Origin of the sequence: Pseudomonas sp. NFACC13-1 (assembly GCF_900104425.1) — a bacterium.
In the GTDB taxonomy this organism is placed as follows: domain Bacteria; phylum Pseudomonadota; class Gammaproteobacteria; order Pseudomonadales; family Pseudomonadaceae; genus Aquipseudomonas; species Aquipseudomonas fluorescens_AA.
Window position 1 is genome coordinate 44,174 of the sequence record NZ_FMXV01000022.1, and the last position, 15,879, is coordinate 60,052.

13 protein-coding genes, 4 tRNA genes and 1 pseudogene are annotated in these 15,879 nt (G+C 61.3%); 12 read left to right on the forward strand and 6 right to left on the reverse strand.

Annotated features, from left to right (window positions below; genetic code table 11):
- The 3 genes from BLQ55_RS23230 to BLQ55_RS23240 all read left to right on the forward strand — a co-directional run bounded on the left by BLQ55_RS23230 (nucleotide 1) and on the right by BLQ55_RS23240 (nucleotide 2,727).
- Nucleotides 1-402, forward strand: coding sequence for a type IV pilin protein (locus BLQ55_RS23230; RefSeq protein ID WP_092204240.1), 402 nt, complete (start codon nucleotides 1-3; stop codon nucleotides 400-402).
- A 57-nt stretch (nucleotides 403-459) separates the two neighbouring features.
- On the forward strand, nucleotides 460-1,560 hold the full coding sequence (thiO, locus tag BLQ55_RS23235) for a glycine oxidase ThiO (protein WP_072411916.1): 1,101 nt from the start codon (nucleotides 460-462) through the stop codon (nucleotides 1,558-1,560).
- 849 nt (nucleotides 1,561-2,409) lie between these two features.
- Entirely contained in the window at nucleotides 2,410-2,727 is a 318-nt protein-coding gene (locus BLQ55_RS23240) for a DUF6124 family protein (protein ID WP_092257348.1), read from the forward strand.
- A gap of 111 nt (nucleotides 2,728-2,838) precedes the next feature.
- Here the strand turns inward: BLQ55_RS23240 and BLQ55_RS23245 are convergent, their stop codons facing one another.
- The 4 genes from BLQ55_RS23245 to BLQ55_RS23260 form a co-directional block, all read right to left on the reverse strand.
- Entirely contained in the window at nucleotides 2,839-4,185 is a 1,347-nt protein-coding gene (locus BLQ55_RS23245) for a sigma-54-dependent transcriptional regulator (RefSeq protein ID WP_092257352.1), read from the reverse strand.
- Nucleotides 4,182-5,771, reverse strand: a complete 1,590-nt coding sequence (locus BLQ55_RS23250) for a sensor histidine kinase (protein WP_092257355.1) — start codon at nucleotides 5,769-5,771, stop codon at nucleotides 4,182-4,184. The genes BLQ55_RS23245 and BLQ55_RS23250 overlap by 4 nt, the downstream gene beginning before the upstream one ends.
- Entirely contained in the window at nucleotides 5,761-5,994 is a 234-nt protein-coding gene (locus BLQ55_RS23255; RefSeq protein WP_092204244.1) for a PP0621 family protein, read from the reverse strand. The genes BLQ55_RS23250 and BLQ55_RS23255 overlap by 11 nt, the downstream gene beginning before the upstream one ends.
- Nucleotides 5,995-6,120: 126 nt before the next feature.
- The gene (locus tag BLQ55_RS23260; protein WP_092204245.1) at nucleotides 6,121-7,137 is read right to left on the reverse strand and encodes an outer membrane protein assembly factor BamD; all 1,017 of its coding nucleotides are present in this window, start codon (nucleotides 7,135-7,137) and stop codon (nucleotides 6,121-6,123) included.
- 150 nt (nucleotides 7,138-7,287) lie between these two features.
- On the opposite strand from BLQ55_RS23260, the gene rluD reads away from it, so the two are divergent.
- The 9 genes and pseudogenes from rluD to BLQ55_RS32975 all read left to right on the forward strand — a co-directional run bounded on the left by rluD (nucleotide 7,288) and on the right by BLQ55_RS32975 (nucleotide 14,148).
- Entirely contained in the window at nucleotides 7,288-8,250 is a 963-nt protein-coding gene (gene rluD / locus BLQ55_RS23265) for a 23S rRNA pseudouridine(1911/1915/1917) synthase RluD (RefSeq protein ID WP_060740571.1), read from the forward strand.
- Complete coding sequence (pgeF, locus tag BLQ55_RS23270; protein ID WP_092257358.1) at nucleotides 8,247-8,972, forward strand: peptidoglycan editing factor PgeF; 726 nt, start codon at nucleotides 8,247-8,249, stop codon at nucleotides 8,970-8,972. The genes rluD and pgeF overlap by 4 nt, the downstream gene beginning before the upstream one ends.
- 129 nt (nucleotides 8,973-9,101) lie before the next feature.
- Nucleotides 9,102-11,666 carry an ATP-dependent chaperone ClpB gene (clpB, locus tag BLQ55_RS23275; protein ID WP_053125348.1) on the forward strand — a complete coding sequence of 855 codons (2,565 nt, stop codon included), beginning with the start codon at nucleotides 9,102-9,104 and terminating at the stop codon, nucleotides 11,664-11,666.
- A gap of 299 nt (nucleotides 11,667-11,965) precedes the next feature.
- Nucleotides 11,966-12,041: transfer RNA gene (locus BLQ55_RS23280), tRNA-Asn, on the forward strand.
- 7 nt (nucleotides 12,042-12,048) lie between these two features.
- Nucleotides 12,049-12,125 (forward strand) — tRNA-Pro (locus BLQ55_RS23285).
- Nucleotides 12,126-12,130: 5 nt separating this feature from the next.
- Nucleotides 12,131-12,206, forward strand: a tRNA-Lys gene (locus BLQ55_RS23290).
- A gap of 93 nt (nucleotides 12,207-12,299) precedes the next feature.
- Nucleotides 12,300-12,376: transfer RNA gene (locus BLQ55_RS23295), tRNA-Pro, on the forward strand.
- 146 nt (nucleotides 12,377-12,522) lie between these two features.
- Nucleotides 12,523-13,293: pseudogene (locus BLQ55_RS32970) on the forward strand (MCP four helix bundle domain-containing protein); the annotation flags it as partial.
- Nucleotides 13,285-14,148 (forward strand): methyl-accepting chemotaxis protein, encoded by an 864-nt coding sequence (locus BLQ55_RS32975; protein ID WP_371128550.1) that lies wholly within the window; start codon nucleotides 13,285-13,287, stop codon nucleotides 14,146-14,148. The pseudogene BLQ55_RS32970 and the gene BLQ55_RS32975, both read left to right, overlap by 9 nt.
- Before the next feature lie 183 nt (nucleotides 14,149-14,331).
- On the opposite strand, the gene BLQ55_RS23305 is transcribed toward BLQ55_RS32975, so the two are convergent.
- Entirely contained in the window at nucleotides 14,332-15,630 is a 1,299-nt protein-coding gene (locus BLQ55_RS23305) for an NAD(P)/FAD-dependent oxidoreductase (protein ID WP_092204248.1), read from the reverse strand.
- 60 nt (nucleotides 15,631-15,690) lie between these two features.
- Complete coding sequence (locus BLQ55_RS23310; protein WP_003185543.1) at nucleotides 15,691-15,864, reverse strand: DUF3094 domain-containing protein; 174 nt, start codon at nucleotides 15,862-15,864, stop codon at nucleotides 15,691-15,693.
- Nucleotides 15,865-15,879 lie beyond the last annotated feature (15 nt).

The window sequence follows — 15,879 nt, forward strand, 5'->3', positions numbered from 1 at the left end:
ATGCGCAGATCCAACCGGGGTTTCACCTTGATCGAAATCATGATCGTGATCGCGATCATCGGTATCGTGATCACCATCGGCTATCCGAGCCTGACCGAATACATGAAGAAGGGCCGACGCACTGAAATTGCCGGGCTCTTATCCGAGCAGGCACAGATTCTCGAGCGCTACTACTCGAAGAACAATGTCTACACCAATGCAACCGGGCTGAGCAGCGGCAACGATTTCTACACCATTACCCAGACGCTGGCGGACCAGAGTTTCACCCTGACCGCCGTACGCAAGAGCGGCTCGTCCATGGCCACGGACAAGTGCGGCGATTTCACCCTCAACAACACTGGCGCACGGGGCATGCTCAACGCCACTGCGGGGCTGACCACCAAGGATTGTTGGGGCCGCTGAGTTTCTTTCATTCGGGCGCGCTTTTGCGCCCTTTGTTTTAGTGAGTCGAATCAGAACATGACCAGGCAACAGCAAGTGGTGATCGTCGGTGGCGGAGTCATCGGCCTGCTGACGGCGTTCAATCTGGCGTCCGAAGGGCAACGTGTGGTGCTGCTGGACCGCTCCAATGTCGGCCAGGAATCGTCCTGGGCCGGCGGCGGCATCGTTTCGCCGTTGTACCCGTGGCGCTACAGCCCGGCAGTCACGGCGCTGGCCCATTGGTCGCAGGATTTTTATCCACAGCTGGGTGAGCGCTTGTTCGCGGCCACCGGGATCGATCCACAAGTGCACGTGACCGGGCTGTATTGGCTGGACCTGGACGACCAGGACGAAGCGCTGGCCTGGGCCGAGCGGGAAGGCCGCCCGCTGCGGGCCGTGGATATCTCGACGGTCCACGACGCCGTGCCGGTATTGGGCGCGGGTTTTTCCCGGGCGATCTACATGGCTGGCGTGGCCAACGTGCGCAACCCTCGGCTGGTGAAATCCCTCAAGGCGGCGTTGCAGGCGTTGCCCAATGTCACGCTTCATGAGCATTGCGAGGTCAGCGGGTTCATCCGTGATGGCGGACGTGTCGTGGGGGTGGACAGTTCGGCGGGACCGATGCGTGGCGATCAGGTGGTGCTGGCGGCGGGGGCCTGGAGCGGTGAGCTGCTCAAGACGCTAGGGCTGAAGTTGCCGGTCGAGCCGGTCAAGGGCCAGATGATTCTGTACAAGTGCGCGTCGGACTTCTTGTCGAGTATGGTGCTGGCCAAGGGGCGTTATGCGATCCCGCGTCGTGATGGGCACATTCTGGTGGGCAGTACGCTGGAGCGCGAAGGTTTCGACAAGACCCCGACCGAGGTTGCATTGGAGAGCCTGAAGGCATCGGCGCAGCAACTGATTCCGGCGCTGGCGGGTGCCGAGGTGGTGGGGCATTGGGCTGGGCTGCGGCCTGGCTCGCCTGAAGGTGTTCCCTATATCGGCGAGGTGCCGGGGGTTGCTGGGTTGTGGCTGAACTGTGGGCATTATCGTAATGGACTGGTGTTGGCGCCGGCGTCGTGTCAGTTGTTCACGGATCTGATGTTGGGGCGTGAGCCGGTGATCGATCCTGTGCCGTATGCGCCGGCTGGGCGCTTGTAAGGTCCGGCTTTGATACTGCGCCTGTGCTCAGATCCAATTGTGGGAGCGAGCTTGCTCGCGAAGAGGCCAGTACATACAACATCCTAGTCGAGTGCGGTCGCATCCTCGCTGCAGCCTGTTCTCGATAACAGTAATTCCGTGACATAGCGGTTGGATTTACTACCGTAATCGCGAGCAAGCTCGCTCCCACATTTTCGACCTTCAACAATCACAAAATTTGTATACGCCACACATCCCTTGTGGGAGCGAGCTTGCTCGCGATGAGGCCAGTAAACGCAACATCCTCATCGACTGTGACATCGCCTTCGCGAGCAAGCCCGCCCCCACAGGAGAAACGCGGTCCCACTCAAACCAGGTCGGCTATCAGGCCGCCTCGCTTCGGCTTTTGATCTGGGGCGCCCCGTTAACCACGATGGCCGAACGAAGGTATTGCGCAATGGGCACCTCGGCATGGATGCCGAGGTAGCCGCGCTGGGCCATGGATGGCCCTTCGCGGCGGCCCACGGAGCAATGCCTTCGTTCGGGCATGCCGAGCCTAGGCGAGGCACCGAGTGGTGGGGCAAAGCGCTTTTGTTTACTTTTGGCGCTCTTCCAAAAGTGACCCGCTGTAAGAGCGGAACCGTCAGCAGCCGTTACCGCAGAAATGGATATACACACTGCCCTCACAACCGACCAGGCTTTGTGGGGATGTTCGGACAAGATCCTGTTTCGAAAAGAATTTTCCGACGAGCTCTGGCGGTTACCGGGTGGGAAGAACTCTGGCTAACCTTTCCCCGTCGCTGCCAATTCAGCGTCCGGGCGTCGCGGCCCGAAAAACTTGGTAATCCATTCCCTCTTTGGAGTACCGCAATGAGTGACAAACCCCTACCACCTTCAGAAACCAATAACGCTTCTCCTGACTCCAGCCTTAACCCAAAAGGGCTTGATGAAGCCGCCAAACGCGCCTTCGACTATTACCTTGGCCCAAAGCCCGAAGCCAAAAAGAAACCCGCCTCAAACCAGCTATTCACTGTCGTGGACGGCATAGACGTCGAATGCCTCCTCACCAACCTCAGCGAAACCCTGGCCTCAGCCAGCGCAACGATCAGCGACCTGGCCTTCGAACTTGAAGGCTCGCGACGGCATATTGCCTTGGGGGTACAGCAGTTGATTGAGCTGAGCGAATGACTGGCCAATCGTGTGCTGGACGAGCGGATACCGGTGCCGGAGGGCTAGAGAACTGTGGCGAGGGAGCAAGCTCCCTCGCCACAGGTTAAGCACGGGCTTCAGGTCCGCGCTTTAATCCAGCCCCAACTTCTTCAACCGATACCGCATCGACCGAAACGACAACTTCAACCGCTGCGCCGCGGCCGTGCGGTTCCAGCGGGTTTCCTCCAGGGCTTGGAGGATGAGTTTACGTTCGACGTCTTCGAGGTAGTCTTCCAAGTTGTCGACCTGCATCAAGTCGGGGTTGCCCGCCTCAGAGCTGGCATTGCCCTCGGCCAGGCGTAGGTCGTCGGCTTCGATCAGTTGTTGTTCACACAGGGTGTAGGCCCGTTCGAGCATGTTCTCCAGCTCCCGCACATTGCCCGGGAAACGGTAGTTTTGCAGGGCTTCCAAGGCCTTTGGATGTAGCTTGGCCGCAGGGCTACCGGTGTTGCTGGCGAGCCGCTGAAGCATGTGATTGGCCAGCGGTTCGATGTCTTCGCGGCGTTCGCGCAAGGGTGGGACGCGCAATTCGATGACATTCAGTCGGTAATACAGATCCTGGCGAAAGCGTCCGGCGGCGACTTCGGCGTCCAGGTCCTTGTGGGTGGCGCAGAGGATGCGCACATCCACCACTTCTTCCTGCTGACCGCCGACGGCGCGCACGGCCTTTTCCTGGATGGCGCGCAACAGCTTGACCTGCATCGCCAGGGGCAGGTCGGCCACTTCATCGAGGAACAAGGTCCCGCCATGGGCAGCCTGGAACAGTCCGGGCTTGTCTTCGATGGCGCCGCTGAAGCTGCCTTTGCGGTGGCCAAAGAACTCGCTTTCCATCAGTTCCGTGGGAATCGCCCCGCAATTGACTGGCACAAAGCTCTGGTTGGCGCGGGGGCCTTGTTCGTGGATCAGCCGGGCGACCAGTTCCTTGCCGCAGCCTGATTCCCCACTGATGTACACCGGTGCCTGGCTGCGGGCGAGCTTTTCGATCTGTTTGCGCACGTTGCGCATTGGCGGCGAGTCACCCAGCAGGCAGCGCTCGATGGTGCTGGTCGGTGTGGCGATGGGTGGCAGGCGCAGGGCGCTGGTGACCAGCTCCCGCAGCCGACCCAGGTCGACCGGCTTGGTCAGGAAATCGAAGGCGCCGGCCTTGAGGGCGTCGATGGCGGTTTCCAGGCTGCCATAGGCGGTGATCATCGCCACGGGCAGCTGTGGATAACGTTGCTGGATGTGCTGCACCAGCTCCAGGCCGGTGCCATCGGGCAGGCGCATGTCGGTCAGGCACAGGTCGAAGGCATCCCCCGTCAGCAAAGCTTGGGCCTCGGCAAGGTTCTTGGCGCTGCGGGTGTCGAGTTTCATCCGGCCCAGGGTGATGTCCAGGAGTTCGCGGATGTCCGGTTCGTCATCGACGATCAGGATTCGTTGCCGTGAGCGATTATTCAAAGCTGTTTCCGTCCGTGAGCAAAGGTGATGCGAAAGCAACCGCCGCCTTGGCGTGGTTTGAAGTCTAGGCGGGCTTGATTGCTTTCGCACAGCTCACGGGACAGATAGAGCCCGAGGCCGGTGCCCTGGCTACTGGTGGTAAAGAAGGGTTCGAACAAGTGCGCCTGCTGCTCCGGCGTTACACCGGGGCCGTTGTCGATGATGTCCAGTGTCGACAGCTGGCTGTGGGGGTCGATGAACAGTTTCAACCAGGCCTCGGCCTGTTCATGAACCATTGCGCTGTGACGCCAGGCGTTGCGCAGCAGGTTGTCGAGTACCTGGGTGAGCTGGTCGGGGTCCATCAGTGTGGTGTAGTCCCCCGGCTCGATGCTCAGGTGCAATCGCTGGTGTTCGGCCATGCTTTCGCGGGCCTGCCGGACGAATGGGTCGAGCCAGGTGCGCAGGTCGAGGCGCTGGGGTGTGGTTTGTTGGCGGCGAGACAGTTGCAGAACGTTTTCAATGACGCGATTCATTCGTTGGGAGTGATCTTGAATAATCTGCGTCAGACGTTGATCCGCGTCGTTCAGTTCCTCGGATTCGCGCAGCAATTGCGCCGCGTGACTGATGGCGCCCAATGGGTTGCGGATTTCATGGGCGATACCGGCAGTGAGGCGCCCGAGGGAAGCGAGTTTCAACTGCTGGGCCTGTTGGGCGACCTGGGCCAGGTCTTCAAGGAACACCAGGACCTGCTGCTGATCGTGATACCCCAGGGCGATGAAGCTCGGTTGCAGGGTCAGGCCCGTGCCGGTAACGGTCAGGCTGGACGGGCGCAGGCTGGGGTTGTTCCGCCACAATTGCAGGCGTTCGACCAGGGCCGTGGCGTAATCGTCGAGTTGCTGGCCGACCAGATCGTGCATGCCCAGCAGGTTCAGCGCGCTTTCGTTGGCCAGTTGCACCCGACGCTCACGGTCAAGCACCAGGATGCCGGTGCGCATGCGTTGCAGGATCAGGGCGTTGAGCGCTTCCAGGCCGATCACTTCGCTGGCCCGTTGCTCGGCCAGGGTTTCGCTGGCTTCCAAGCGTCGGGTCAGGCCCTGCACCAGCAGCGCGGCGGCAAAGCACAGTGCCCCGAGGGTACCGGCCTGCAAGTAACTGCTGGGACGGTTCGAGTCGCTCAAGCCAAGAAAGAAGCTCGAACCGACGATGCCGAGGGTGGCGACGGCCGCGATCAACAGGCCGATCCGGCCTCGCAGCAGCGTGTTGCCGATGGCCACCGAGACAATGAGCAGGTTGCCGATGGCACTGGGCACGCCGCCGGCTGCGAAAAACAGCCACGAAAGCAACAGCACGTCGGCGAGGGCCAGGCCGAACAGCCGGGCAGGGCGACGCGTGTTCTCAAGGAACACCACCAGCAGGATGTTCAGCACCAGGTACAACCAGCTGCCGCTGCGCAGCAGGTCGTCGTTGGCGAACTCCAGCAGGCGGTTGTCCATGTTGCTGGAGATCAGCAGCACCAGGGTGATGCCGATGCTCAGGCGGTACAGGTGATAGAGACGCAGCAGGCGCTGCGTCTGTTTGACGCGTGGGCTTGAGGCCTCAGCGCTCACGATTGCCCGGGCCTTGCTCGAGGTGAGCCTGGCTGCAATACCATTGTTGTTCGAGGGCCAGCGCCCGGTCACGGGGCAGGTGCACGCCGCATTGGGCGCAGCGCACCATGGGCTGTGCGTCCTGCTCCCGGGGAGCGTTCGGCGCGGAGGAGGCGCCCTTGAACTTGCGCCAGAACCATACAGCGGCGGCAATCAGGGCTATCCAGAACAGTAAACGAAGCATGATGGGCGGCTTTTCGGCTAATGATCCGGCAGTTTAGCCAAGGACACGAACGGCGCACAGGGCAATAAAACCCGGGCATGAAAAAGGGAGACCGCCGGGTCTCCCTTTTTGCGCTTTGCCCTGGTCTCAGTCGAACAGGCCGAAGGTCAGGTGGCTGAACCAGGAACGGTCGCTGGACTCGTTCTCGGGCTCTTCTTCTTCGATCACGTCGCCGTTTTCATCCTTGGGCTTGAGTTCGTTCGGAATGGCTTCCTTGGCATCCTGGAACTGACGCTGTACGTCCTGGTTGGCGCGGGTTTCGCCCGGCGGCAGCGGTGGACGGGATTCGATCAGGCCCAGGGTCGCCTTGCTCAGCCACGAACGGTTGTCCGCTTCGTCGACCCGTGGGGTGAACTGGCCATCGACCAGCGACGGGTGGTCCGGGTAGTTCAGCTTGAGAGTTTCCAGGCTGGTGGCCGCCAGGTCGTCCAGGTGCAGGCGCTGGTAGGCTTCGGTCATCACCGCCAGGCCGTCACCCACCGAAGGGGTTTCCTGGAAGTTTTCCACCACGTAGCGGCCACGGTTGGCGGCGGCGACGTAGGCCTGACGGGTCAGGTAGTAGTCGGCCACGTGGATTTCGTAGGAAGCCAGCAGGTTGCGCAGGTAGATCATGCGCTGCTTGGCGTCCGGCGAGTAGCGGCTGTTGGGGAAGCGGCTGGTCAGCTGGGCGAACTCGTTGTAGGAGTCGCGCGCGGCGCCCGGGTCACGCTTGGTCATGTCCAGCGGCAGGAAGCGCGCCAGCAGGCCGACGTCCTGGTCGAAGGAGGTCAGGCCCTTGAGATAATAGGCGTAATCGACGTTCGGGTGCTGCGGGTGCAGACGAATGAAACGCTCGGCGGCGGACTTGGCGGCTTCCGGCTCGGCGTTCTTGTAGTTGGCGTAGATCAGCTCCAATTGGGCCTGATCGGCGTAGCGTCCGAACGGATACCGCGACTCCAGCGCCTTCAGCTTGGCGGTGGCGCTGGTATAGCTGTTGTTATCCAGGTCGTTCTGCGCCTGTTGGTACAGTTCGACTTCGCTCAGGTTTTCGTCTACGACTTCCTTCGACGAGCAAGCAGCAGTCAATGCGAGGATGGCGATCAGCAGCAGGTGTTTCACTTGCATGGCGGCTTGCGTCCCTATGACGGCCGCTGTCTTGGGCGGGGCCGTCCTGTTATGATGAGCGCCCCGTTGAAAGCCTCGGGGCAAAAGACGCCGTATTTAACCACAAGCGCGCAGCCGAAACCAAAGGCTGTGCCGACGCCCAGTCCGAGCATGTCCGATAAAATAGAACTTCGCGCAGAGGTGCCGTCCGAATTGGGCGGCCAACGCCTCGATCAAGTCGCCGCACAACTCTTTGCCGAGCACTCTCGCTCGCGCCTTTCCGCCTGGATCAAGGACGGCCGCCTGACTGTGGATGGGGCGGTGATTCGTCCGCGCGACATCGTCCATGGCGGCGCCATCCTCGAACTGACTGCCGAGCAGGAGGCCCAGGGAGAATGGGTCGCCCAGGACATTGCCCTGGACATCGTCTACGAAGACGATGACATCCTGGTGATCAACAAGCCTGCGGGCCTGGTGGTGCACCCGGCGGCCGGTCATGCCGACGGCACGCTGCTCAACGCCTTGCTGCACCACGTACCGGACATCGTCAATGTGCCCCGTGCCGGTATCGTGCATCGCCTGGACAAGGACACCACCGGCCTGATGGTGGTGGCCAAGACCATCCAGGCACAGACACAGCTGGTCACACAGCTGCAAAGCCGCAGTGTCAGCCGCATCTATGAATGCATCGTTATCGGGGTCGTCACCGCCGGTGGCAAGATCAACGCCCCGATCGGTCGTCACGGCCAGCAGCGCCAGCGCATGGCGGTGATGGAAGGTGGCAAGCAGGCGGTCAGCCACTATCGTGTGCTGGAGCGTTTCCGTTCCCACACCCACGTGCGGGTCAAGCTGGAAACCGGTCGTACCCACCAGATCCGTGTGCACATGGCCCACATCAATTTCCCGTTGGTGGGCGACCCGGCCTATGGCGGTCGTTTCCGCATTCCGCCAGCCGCCAGCCAGACCATGGTCGAATCGCTGAAGAACTTCCCGCGCCAGGCGTTGCACGCGCGTTTCCTGGAACTCGATCATCCGACGACCGGCAAACGCATGAGCTGGGAATCACCGTTGCCGGATGATTTCGTCTGGCTGCTGACGTTGCTCAAGCAGGACCGCGAGGCGTTCGTCGGATGAGTGCCTGGCTGACGCCCGACTGGCCCGCGCCGGCCCGGGTCAAGGCCTGCGTCACCACCCGCCAGGGCGGCGTCAGCCTGGCGCCGTTCGACAGCCTCAACCTGGGCGATCATGTGGGCGACGACCCCACGGCCGTCGCCGAAAACCGCCGTCGTCTCATCGACCGATTCGTCATCACCCCGGCCTGGCTGCAGCAGGTCCACGGCATTGCCGTGGTCGAGGCTGACCCGACCCGGGTGGCGACCGCCGATGCCAGTTGGACCGCCACGCCGGGTATCGCTTGCACGGCGATGACCGCCGATTGCCTGCCGGTGCTGTTCTGCAACCGTGCCGGCACCCGTGTCGCGGCGGCCCATGCCGGTTGGCGTGGGCTGGCGAACGGTGTGCTGGAAGCCACCCTCGACAGCCTTGCCGTGCCCGCGAATGAAGTCCTGGCCTGGCTCGGCCCGGCCATCGGGCCGCAAGCGTTCGAAGTCGGGCCGGAAGTGCGTGAAGCCTTCATCGCGCAACGGCCTGAAGCGGTAGAAGCCTTTGCCGCGAGCCCCAATGCCGGCAAGTTCCTCGCCGACATCTATCAGTTGGCCCGCTTGCGGCTGGCGGCGCGTGGTGTCACCGCGGTGTACGGCGGTGGCCTCTGCACCGTGAACGACCCACGTTTCTTCTCCTACCGGCGCAACCCGCGCACCGGCCGCTTTGCCTCGCTGATCTGGATCGAACGCTAGACTTCCCTGATCTGCATCAAGGCTGCGCTGCTTGAAACTTCCAGAATCGACCACATCTATAAGGGTATCTGGCAGGTTTCTTCATTCAGGATGTGTTTAGGTCCGGCCTGCTCAAAAGGAAGGTGACCCATGCGTATTGATCGTTTAACCAGCAAATTACAATTGGCCCTGTCCGATGCCCAGTCCCTGGCCGTCGGCCTGGACCATCCCGGTATCGAACCGGCGCATTTGATGCAGGCCATGCTCGAACAGCAGGGCGGCTCCATCAAGCCCCTGTTGATGCAGGTCGGCTTTGACGTCAACAGCCTGCGCAAAGAACTGGCCAAGGAGCTCGACCAGTTACCCAAGATCCAGAATCCGACCGGTGACGTGAACATGTCCCAGGATCTGGCGCGGCTGCTCAACCAGGCCGACCGCCTGGCCCAGCAGAAGGGCGACCAGTTCATTTCCAGCGAATTGGTGCTGCTCGCCGCCATGGACGAGAACAGCAAGCTCGGCAAGCTGCTGCTCGGCCAAGGGGTGAGCAAGAAAGCCTTGGAAAATGCCATCAACAACCTGCGTGGCGGCGAGGCGGTCAACGACGCCAACCACGAGGAGTCGCGCCAGGCGCTGGACAAATACACCGTCGACCTGACCAAGCGCGCCGAGGAAGGCAAGCTCGACCCGGTGATCGGTCGTGACGATGAAATCCGCCGCACGATCCAGGTGCTGCAACGCCGCACCAAGAACAACCCGGTGCTGATCGGTGAGCCAGGCGTGGGTAAAACCGCCATTGCCGAGGGCCTGGCCCAGCGCATCATCAACGGCGAAGTGCCGGACGGCCTCAAGGGCAAGCGCCTGTTGTCCCTGGACATGGGGGCCTTGATCGCCGGTGCCAAGTACCGTGGCGAGTTCGAAGAACGGCTCAAGGCGTTGCTCAATGAACTGTCCAAGCAGGAAGGGCAGATCATCCTGTTCATCGACGAACTGCACACCATGGTCGGTGCGGGCAAGGGCGAGGGTTCGATGGACGCCGGCAACATGCTCAAGCCTGCGTTGGCCCGGGGCGAGTTGCACTGCGTCGGCGCGACCACGCTCAACGAGTACCGCCAATACATAGAGAAGGATGCGGCGCTGGAGCGGCGCTTCCAGAAAGTGCTGGTGGAGGAACCGAGCGAAGAAGACACCATCGCCATCCTGCGCGGCCTTAAAGAACGCTATGAAGTTCACCACAAGGTGGCGATCACCGACGGCGCGATCATCGCCGCGGCCAAGCTCAGCCACCGCTACATCACCGATCGTCAATTGCCGGACAAGGCCATTGACCTGATCGACGAGGCGGCCAGCCGCATCCGCATGGAAATCGACTCCAAGCCCGAAGTGCTGGATCGCCTGGAGCGGCGCCTGATCCAGCTCAAGGTCGAGTCCCAGGCCTTGAAGAAAGAAAGCGACGAAGCGGCGAAGAAACGTCTGGAAAGGTTGCAGGAAGAAATCGTTCGTCACGAACGCGAGTATTCCGACCTCGAGGAGATCTGGAACTCGGAGAAAGCCGAGGTCCAGGGCTCGGCGCAGATCCAGCAAAAGATCGAACAGTCCCGCCAGGAACTGGAAGCGGCTCGCCGCAAAGGCGACCTCAACCGCATGGCCGAGCTGCAGTACGGGGTGATCCCGGACCTGGAGCGCAGCCTGCAGATGGTCGACCAGCACGGCAAGAGCGAAAACCAGTTGCTGCGCAGCAAGGTCACCGAGGAAGAAATCGCCGAAGTGGTGTCCAAGTGGACCGGCATTCCGGTCTCGAAAATGCTCGAGGGCGAGCGCGACAAGCTGCTGAAGATGGAAAGCCTGCTGCACCAGCGCGTGATAGGCCAGGAAGAAGCGGTAGTGGCGGTCTCCAACGCTGTGCGCCGGTCCCGCGCCGGGTTGTCGGACCCTAATCGTCCAAGTGGCTCGTTCATGTTCCTCGGCCCGACCGGCGTTGGTAAAACCGAGCTGTGCAAGGCGCTGGCCGAGTTCCTCTTCGACACCGAAGAGGCCATGGTGCGCATCGACATGTCCGAGTTCATGGAGAAGCATTCCGTGGCACGGCTGATCGGTGCTCCACCGGGTTATGTCGGCTATGAAGAGGGCGGTTACCTGACCGAGGCTGTGCGTCGCAAGCCGTACTCGGTGATCCTGCTCGATGAGGTCGAGAAAGCGCACCCGGATGTGTTCAATATCCTGCTGCAAGTGCTGGAGGATGGTCGCCTGACCGACAGCCACGGACGTACGGTGGACTTCCGCAACACGGTGATCGTGATGACCTCCAACCTGGGTTCGACACAGATCCAGGAGTTGGTGGGCGACCGTGAGGCGCAGCGCGCGGCGGTGATGGACGCGATCTCTACCCACTTCCGCCCGGAATTCATCAACCGGGTCGACGAGGTGGTGATCTTCGAGCCGTTGGCCCGGGATCAGATTGCCGGCATTACCGAGATCCAATTGGGTCGTCTGCGCAGCCGTCTCACCGAGCGCGAACTCAAGCTGCAATTGAGCGACGAGGCCTTGGACAAGCTGATCGCGGTGGGTTACGACCCGGTCTATGGCGCGCGGCCGCTCAAACGAGCGATCCAGCGCTGGATCGAAAACCCGCTGGCGCAGTTGATTCTGTCCGGTCGCTTCATGCCGGGCGAAACCGTGACCGGTACGGTGGAGAACGACGAAATCGTCTTCAACTGAAGGCTGGCTCTGCCGACGATGGAAATGGCCTTGCCTTGCAAGGCCATTTTTTTCATCAGGCCGTTGAACTCAAAGGAAAAGGCTTGTAAAGTGCGCCCCGCAGTACGTCACCCCAAGGACGACTTCTCACTGGGAAGTAATCCAAAATAAGTTGCAAATCATTGTCTTGAAAGCAATTTAAGGGGTTGACAGAGGTTTTGAAGATTGTAGAATAGCGCGCCTCAGACACACGAACGCAGCGATGCGCAAGGGTAGAAGAGGTTGAAGCTAGCTTCAATGTTGTAGCTTGAAATATCAGTTCCGTGATAGCTCAGTCGGTAGAGCAAATGACTGTTAATCATTGGGTCCCAGGTTCGAGTCCTGGTCACGGAGCCATTTCAATCGGGGTATAGCGCAGTCCGGTAGCGCGCCTGCTTTGGGAGCAGGATGTCAGGAGTTCGAATCCCCTTACCCCGACCATATTTGGGTCGTTAGCTCAGTTGGTAGAGCAGTTGGCTTTTAACCAATTGGTCGTAGGTTCGAATCCCACACGACCCACCATTTTTGAAACCAGTTCGCTGGAATCGAATCTTAAGATCAGAGGCCAAAAGCGCTGATCGAGAAGGCGACTTGCGAAGGTCGCCTTTTTTTTACCGGGGTATAGCGCAGTCCGGTAGCGCGCCTGCTTTGGGAGCAGGATGTCAGGAGTTCGAATCCCCTTACCCCGACCATATTGAAAATCCTCGTATCGAAAGATACGGGGATTTTTTTTGCCTGCAATAAAGTGGACTGACTTAAGTCGTCGTACGACCTGCCGATAACCTAGCGACAGGGGCGTGGCCCCACCTCAGGCCAACAATAAAAAAAGGCACCCCTTATGGTTCTTCGTCAGTTGAATATCGCCCCGCGTGCCGCGTTGGGTTTTGCCTTGATTGCCGTGCTGGTGGCGTTGCTCGGGGTATTCGCGCTGGGGCAGATGTCCAGCATCCGTGACAGTGAAGTCGCCGTGGAAACCCAATGGCTGCCCAGCATCCGTGGAGGGGACGAGATTCGCGAGTGGATGCTGCGTATCCGCACGATTTCCCTGCGCATGGCCCTGGACCAGGACCCGAAGAATATCCCGGTGTACCGCGGACAAATGGACACCCGCGACAAAGAACTGGGGGAAAAAATCGCTGCCTACGAAAAACTCGTCGTCACGCCTGAAGGCAAGGCCCTCTACGACCAGTTCAAGCAGACCTTTGCCGCTTACCGCACGGGCATCGCCCAATCCTTCACCCTGGCGGAGCAGGGGCGTCGGGACGAGCTGATCAAGCTGTTGCTGGTGGACATGAAGACCGTGGTGGATGGTTCCGGTAAACAGCTCAATGACTTGGCGGAGTTGTTCTCCAAGCAGGTGTCCATCGAAAGCCAGAAGTCCCAGGAGCACTACGTCAATTCCCGGATGATCGTCAGCCTGTTCGTGGTGCTCGCGGCCCTGGCCACGGTCGTGCTGGCCATGCTGCTCACCCGCAGCATCGTCAAGCCCTTGGGCGAGGCGCTGAATGCCGCTGAGAACGTGGCCCGAGGCGACCTGACCCGACCGATCGAGACCCATGGCAACGACGAAGTGAGCCGTTTGCTCAAGGCGCTGGCGACCATGCAGCAGAACCTGCGGGAAACCCTGCAGGGCATCAGCGGCTCGGCTGCACAGCTGGCCACCGCCGCTGATGAGTTGAACACCGTCACGCTCGACAGCACCCACAGCCTGCAACAACAGAATAACGAAATTGAACAAGCGGCCACCGCGGTCACTGAAATGACCACGGCCGTGGAAGAGGTCGCGCGCAATGCGGTTTCCACCTCCGATGCCACGCGTCAGTCCAGTGAATCGGCGTCCCTGGGGCAGCAGCGGGTCAGCGACACGGTCGATGCCATCGGCGCTCTTGCCAGCGATGTGCAGGTGACGGGTGGGCTGGTGCAATCGTTGGCCAACCAATCGCAGGATATCGGCAAGGTGCTGGATGTGATCCGCGCCATCGCCGAGCAGACCAACCTGCTGGCCCTCAACGCCGCCATTGAAGCGGCCCGGGCGGGTGAGAGCGGGCGTGGGTTTGCGGTGGTGGCGGACGAAGTCCGGGCGCTGGCTTATCGCACGCAGCAATCGACCCAGGAAATCGAGCAAATGGTCCAGGGCATGCGCAGCGGTGCCACCCAGGCACTCGATTCCATGCAGGCCAGTTCGACTCGCGCCGCCAGCACCCTGGCCATGGCGGAGCGGGCAGGGGACGCGCTGCAGACCATCACGGCCTCGGTCAATGAAATCCACGAACGCAACCTGGTCATCGCCAGCGCCGCCGAAGAACAGGCGCAAGTGGCCCGCGAGGTGGATCGCAACCTGGTGAACATTCGTGATTTGTCGGTGCGCTCGGCTTCCGGCGCGGGCCAGACCAGTGCCTCCAGCCATGAGTTGTCGCAACTGGCCAATTCGCTGCGCACGATGGTGCAGCGGTTTCAGGTTTGATTGATGGATCGCTCGGACAGAGATTCTGCCCGAGGTTAAGTATTGATTGCGCCGCCGTCATCGCGAGCAAGCTCGCTCCCACAGGATGACCGCGATCAACTGTGGGAGCGAGCTTGCTCGCGATTGCGGTAGATCATTCAGTGTCAATGTTGTTGATACACCGCAGTCGTCAGCGGTTCATCCTCAGTGCAACTTGAGCCTGGGCTCGGTCCCGCGCCCGATCTTGCTGCCCAGCATCAGCATGGCCGTGCGGAACATCCCGTACAGCGCCATCTGGTGCATGCGGTACAGCGAGACGTAGAACATCCGCGCCAGCCAGCCTTCGAGCATTACGCTGCCGGTCAGGTTGCCCATCAGGTTGCCCACCGCCGAGAACCGCGACAGCGAAATCAGCGAGCCGTAGTCGGTATATTTGTAGTCGGGCAGGGCCTTGCCTTCGATCCGCAGCTTCAGGGATTTGGCCAGCAGCGAGGCCTGCTGGTGCGCGGCCTGGGCGCGGGGCGGAACATTGCGATCGCTGCCGGGTTGCGGGCAGGCGGCGCAATCGCCGAAGGCGAAGATGTTCTCGTCGCGGGTGGTCTGTAGCGTCGGCAGCACGTGCAGCTGGTTGATCCGGTTGGTCTCCAGTCCGTCGATGTCCTTGAGGAAGTCCGGGGCGCGAATCCCGGCGGCCCAGACTTTCAGGCTCGCGTCGATCACTTGGCCGTCCGCGGTAATCAGGCTTTCGGCGGTCACCTGGCTGACGGAAGCATTGGTCATGACGTTGACCCCGAGTTTCTCCAGGGTCTTGTGCACCGGTCCGCCGATACGCTCCGGCAGCGCTGGCAAGACCCGTGGACCGGCCTCGATCAGGGTGATGTGCATGTTCTCCGGTTTGATCCGGTCCAGGCCATAGGCGTGCAGTTCGTGAGCGGCATTATGCAGCTCGGCCGCCAGTTCGACACCGGTCGCACCGGCGCCGACGATGGCGACGCTGATGCGCTCGACAACATCGGTCTGTCCGGCGTGGGCACGCAGATAGTGGTGGAGCAATTGCTGATGGAAGCGCTCGGCCTGCTTGCGCGTGTCGAGGAACAGGCAGTGCTGCGCCGCGCCTTCGGTACCGAAGTCATTGGTGGTGCTGCCGACGGCAATCACCAGGCTGTCGTAACCCAATTCCCGAGCCGGCAACAGCTCGACGCCCGCCTCGTCATAGGTGGCGGCCAGCTGGATTCTCTTGCGCTCCCGGTCCAGGCCGCTCATGCGCCCAAGCTGGAACTCGAAATGGTTCCATTTTGCCTGGGCGACGTAGTTGAGTTCGTCTTCGGAGGAGTTCAGGGAGCCGGCAGCCACTTCATGCAGCAGGGGTTTCCAGATGTGGGTCAGGTTCGCGTCGACCAGCATCACGCTGGCCGTGCCACGCTTGCCCAGAGTCTTACCCAGACGGGTAGCCAACTCCAGGCCGCCGGCGCCGCCGCCAACGATGACAATACGATGAGTCATGGGGATATCTCGCAAGGCTAAAGGAATTCGGTGCCGTTACCCGAGCGAGCGCCAGGCGGCTCATAGCGTCAGGTAACTGATCAGTCGGCTCAACAGGCCCAGGCCGATGGTCACGGCCAGTACCACCACCAGGAGCATCCACGGCCGGAAAGGCCGGCGCTCGACTCGGTGCTGGGACAGTTGCAGGTACTCTTCGACATGCTTCTGGTCATCTGGGTTCAGGCGGCTGGTCATAAAGGCCTCGTCAGG

What these genes read in the sequence shown, in the direction of transcription:
- BLQ55_RS23260 (WP_092204245.1), bottom strand. Translation starts at nt 7,137, where the DNA reads ATGCAAGTGAAACACCTGCTGCTGATCGCCATCCTCGCATTGACTGCT.
- BLQ55_RS23230 (WP_092204240.1), top strand. Translation starts at nt 1, where the DNA reads ATGCGCAGATCCAACCGGGGTTTCACCTTGATCGAAATCATGATCGTG.
- BLQ55_RS23310 (WP_003185543.1), bottom strand. Translation starts at nt 15,864, where the DNA reads ATGACCAGCCGCCTGAACCCAGATGACCAGAAGCATGTCGAAGAGTAC.
- BLQ55_RS23255 (WP_092204244.1), bottom strand. Translation starts at nt 5,994, where the DNA reads ATGCTTCGTTTACTGTTCTGGATAGCCCTGATTGCCGCCGCTGTATGG.
- clpB (WP_053125348.1), top strand. Translation starts at nt 9,102, where the DNA reads ATGCGTATTGATCGTTTAACCAGCAAATTACAATTGGCCCTGTCCGAT.
- thiO (WP_072411916.1), top strand. Translation starts at nt 460, where the DNA reads ATGACCAGGCAACAGCAAGTGGTGATCGTCGGTGGCGGAGTCATCGGC.
- pgeF (WP_092257358.1), top strand. Translation starts at nt 8,247, where the DNA reads ATGAGTGCCTGGCTGACGCCCGACTGGCCCGCGCCGGCCCGGGTCAAG.
- BLQ55_RS23305 (WP_092204248.1), bottom strand. Translation starts at nt 15,630, where the DNA reads ATGACTCATCGTATTGTCATCGTTGGCGGCGGCGCCGGCGGCCTGGAG.
- rluD (WP_060740571.1), top strand. Translation starts at nt 7,288, where the DNA reads ATGTCCGATAAAATAGAACTTCGCGCAGAGGTGCCGTCCGAATTGGGC.
- BLQ55_RS32975 (WP_371128550.1), top strand. Translation starts at nt 13,285, where the DNA reads ATGCAGCAGAACCTGCGGGAAACCCTGCAGGGCATCAGCGGCTCGGCT.
- BLQ55_RS23240 (WP_092257348.1), top strand. Translation starts at nt 2,410, where the DNA reads ATGAGTGACAAACCCCTACCACCTTCAGAAACCAATAACGCTTCTCCT.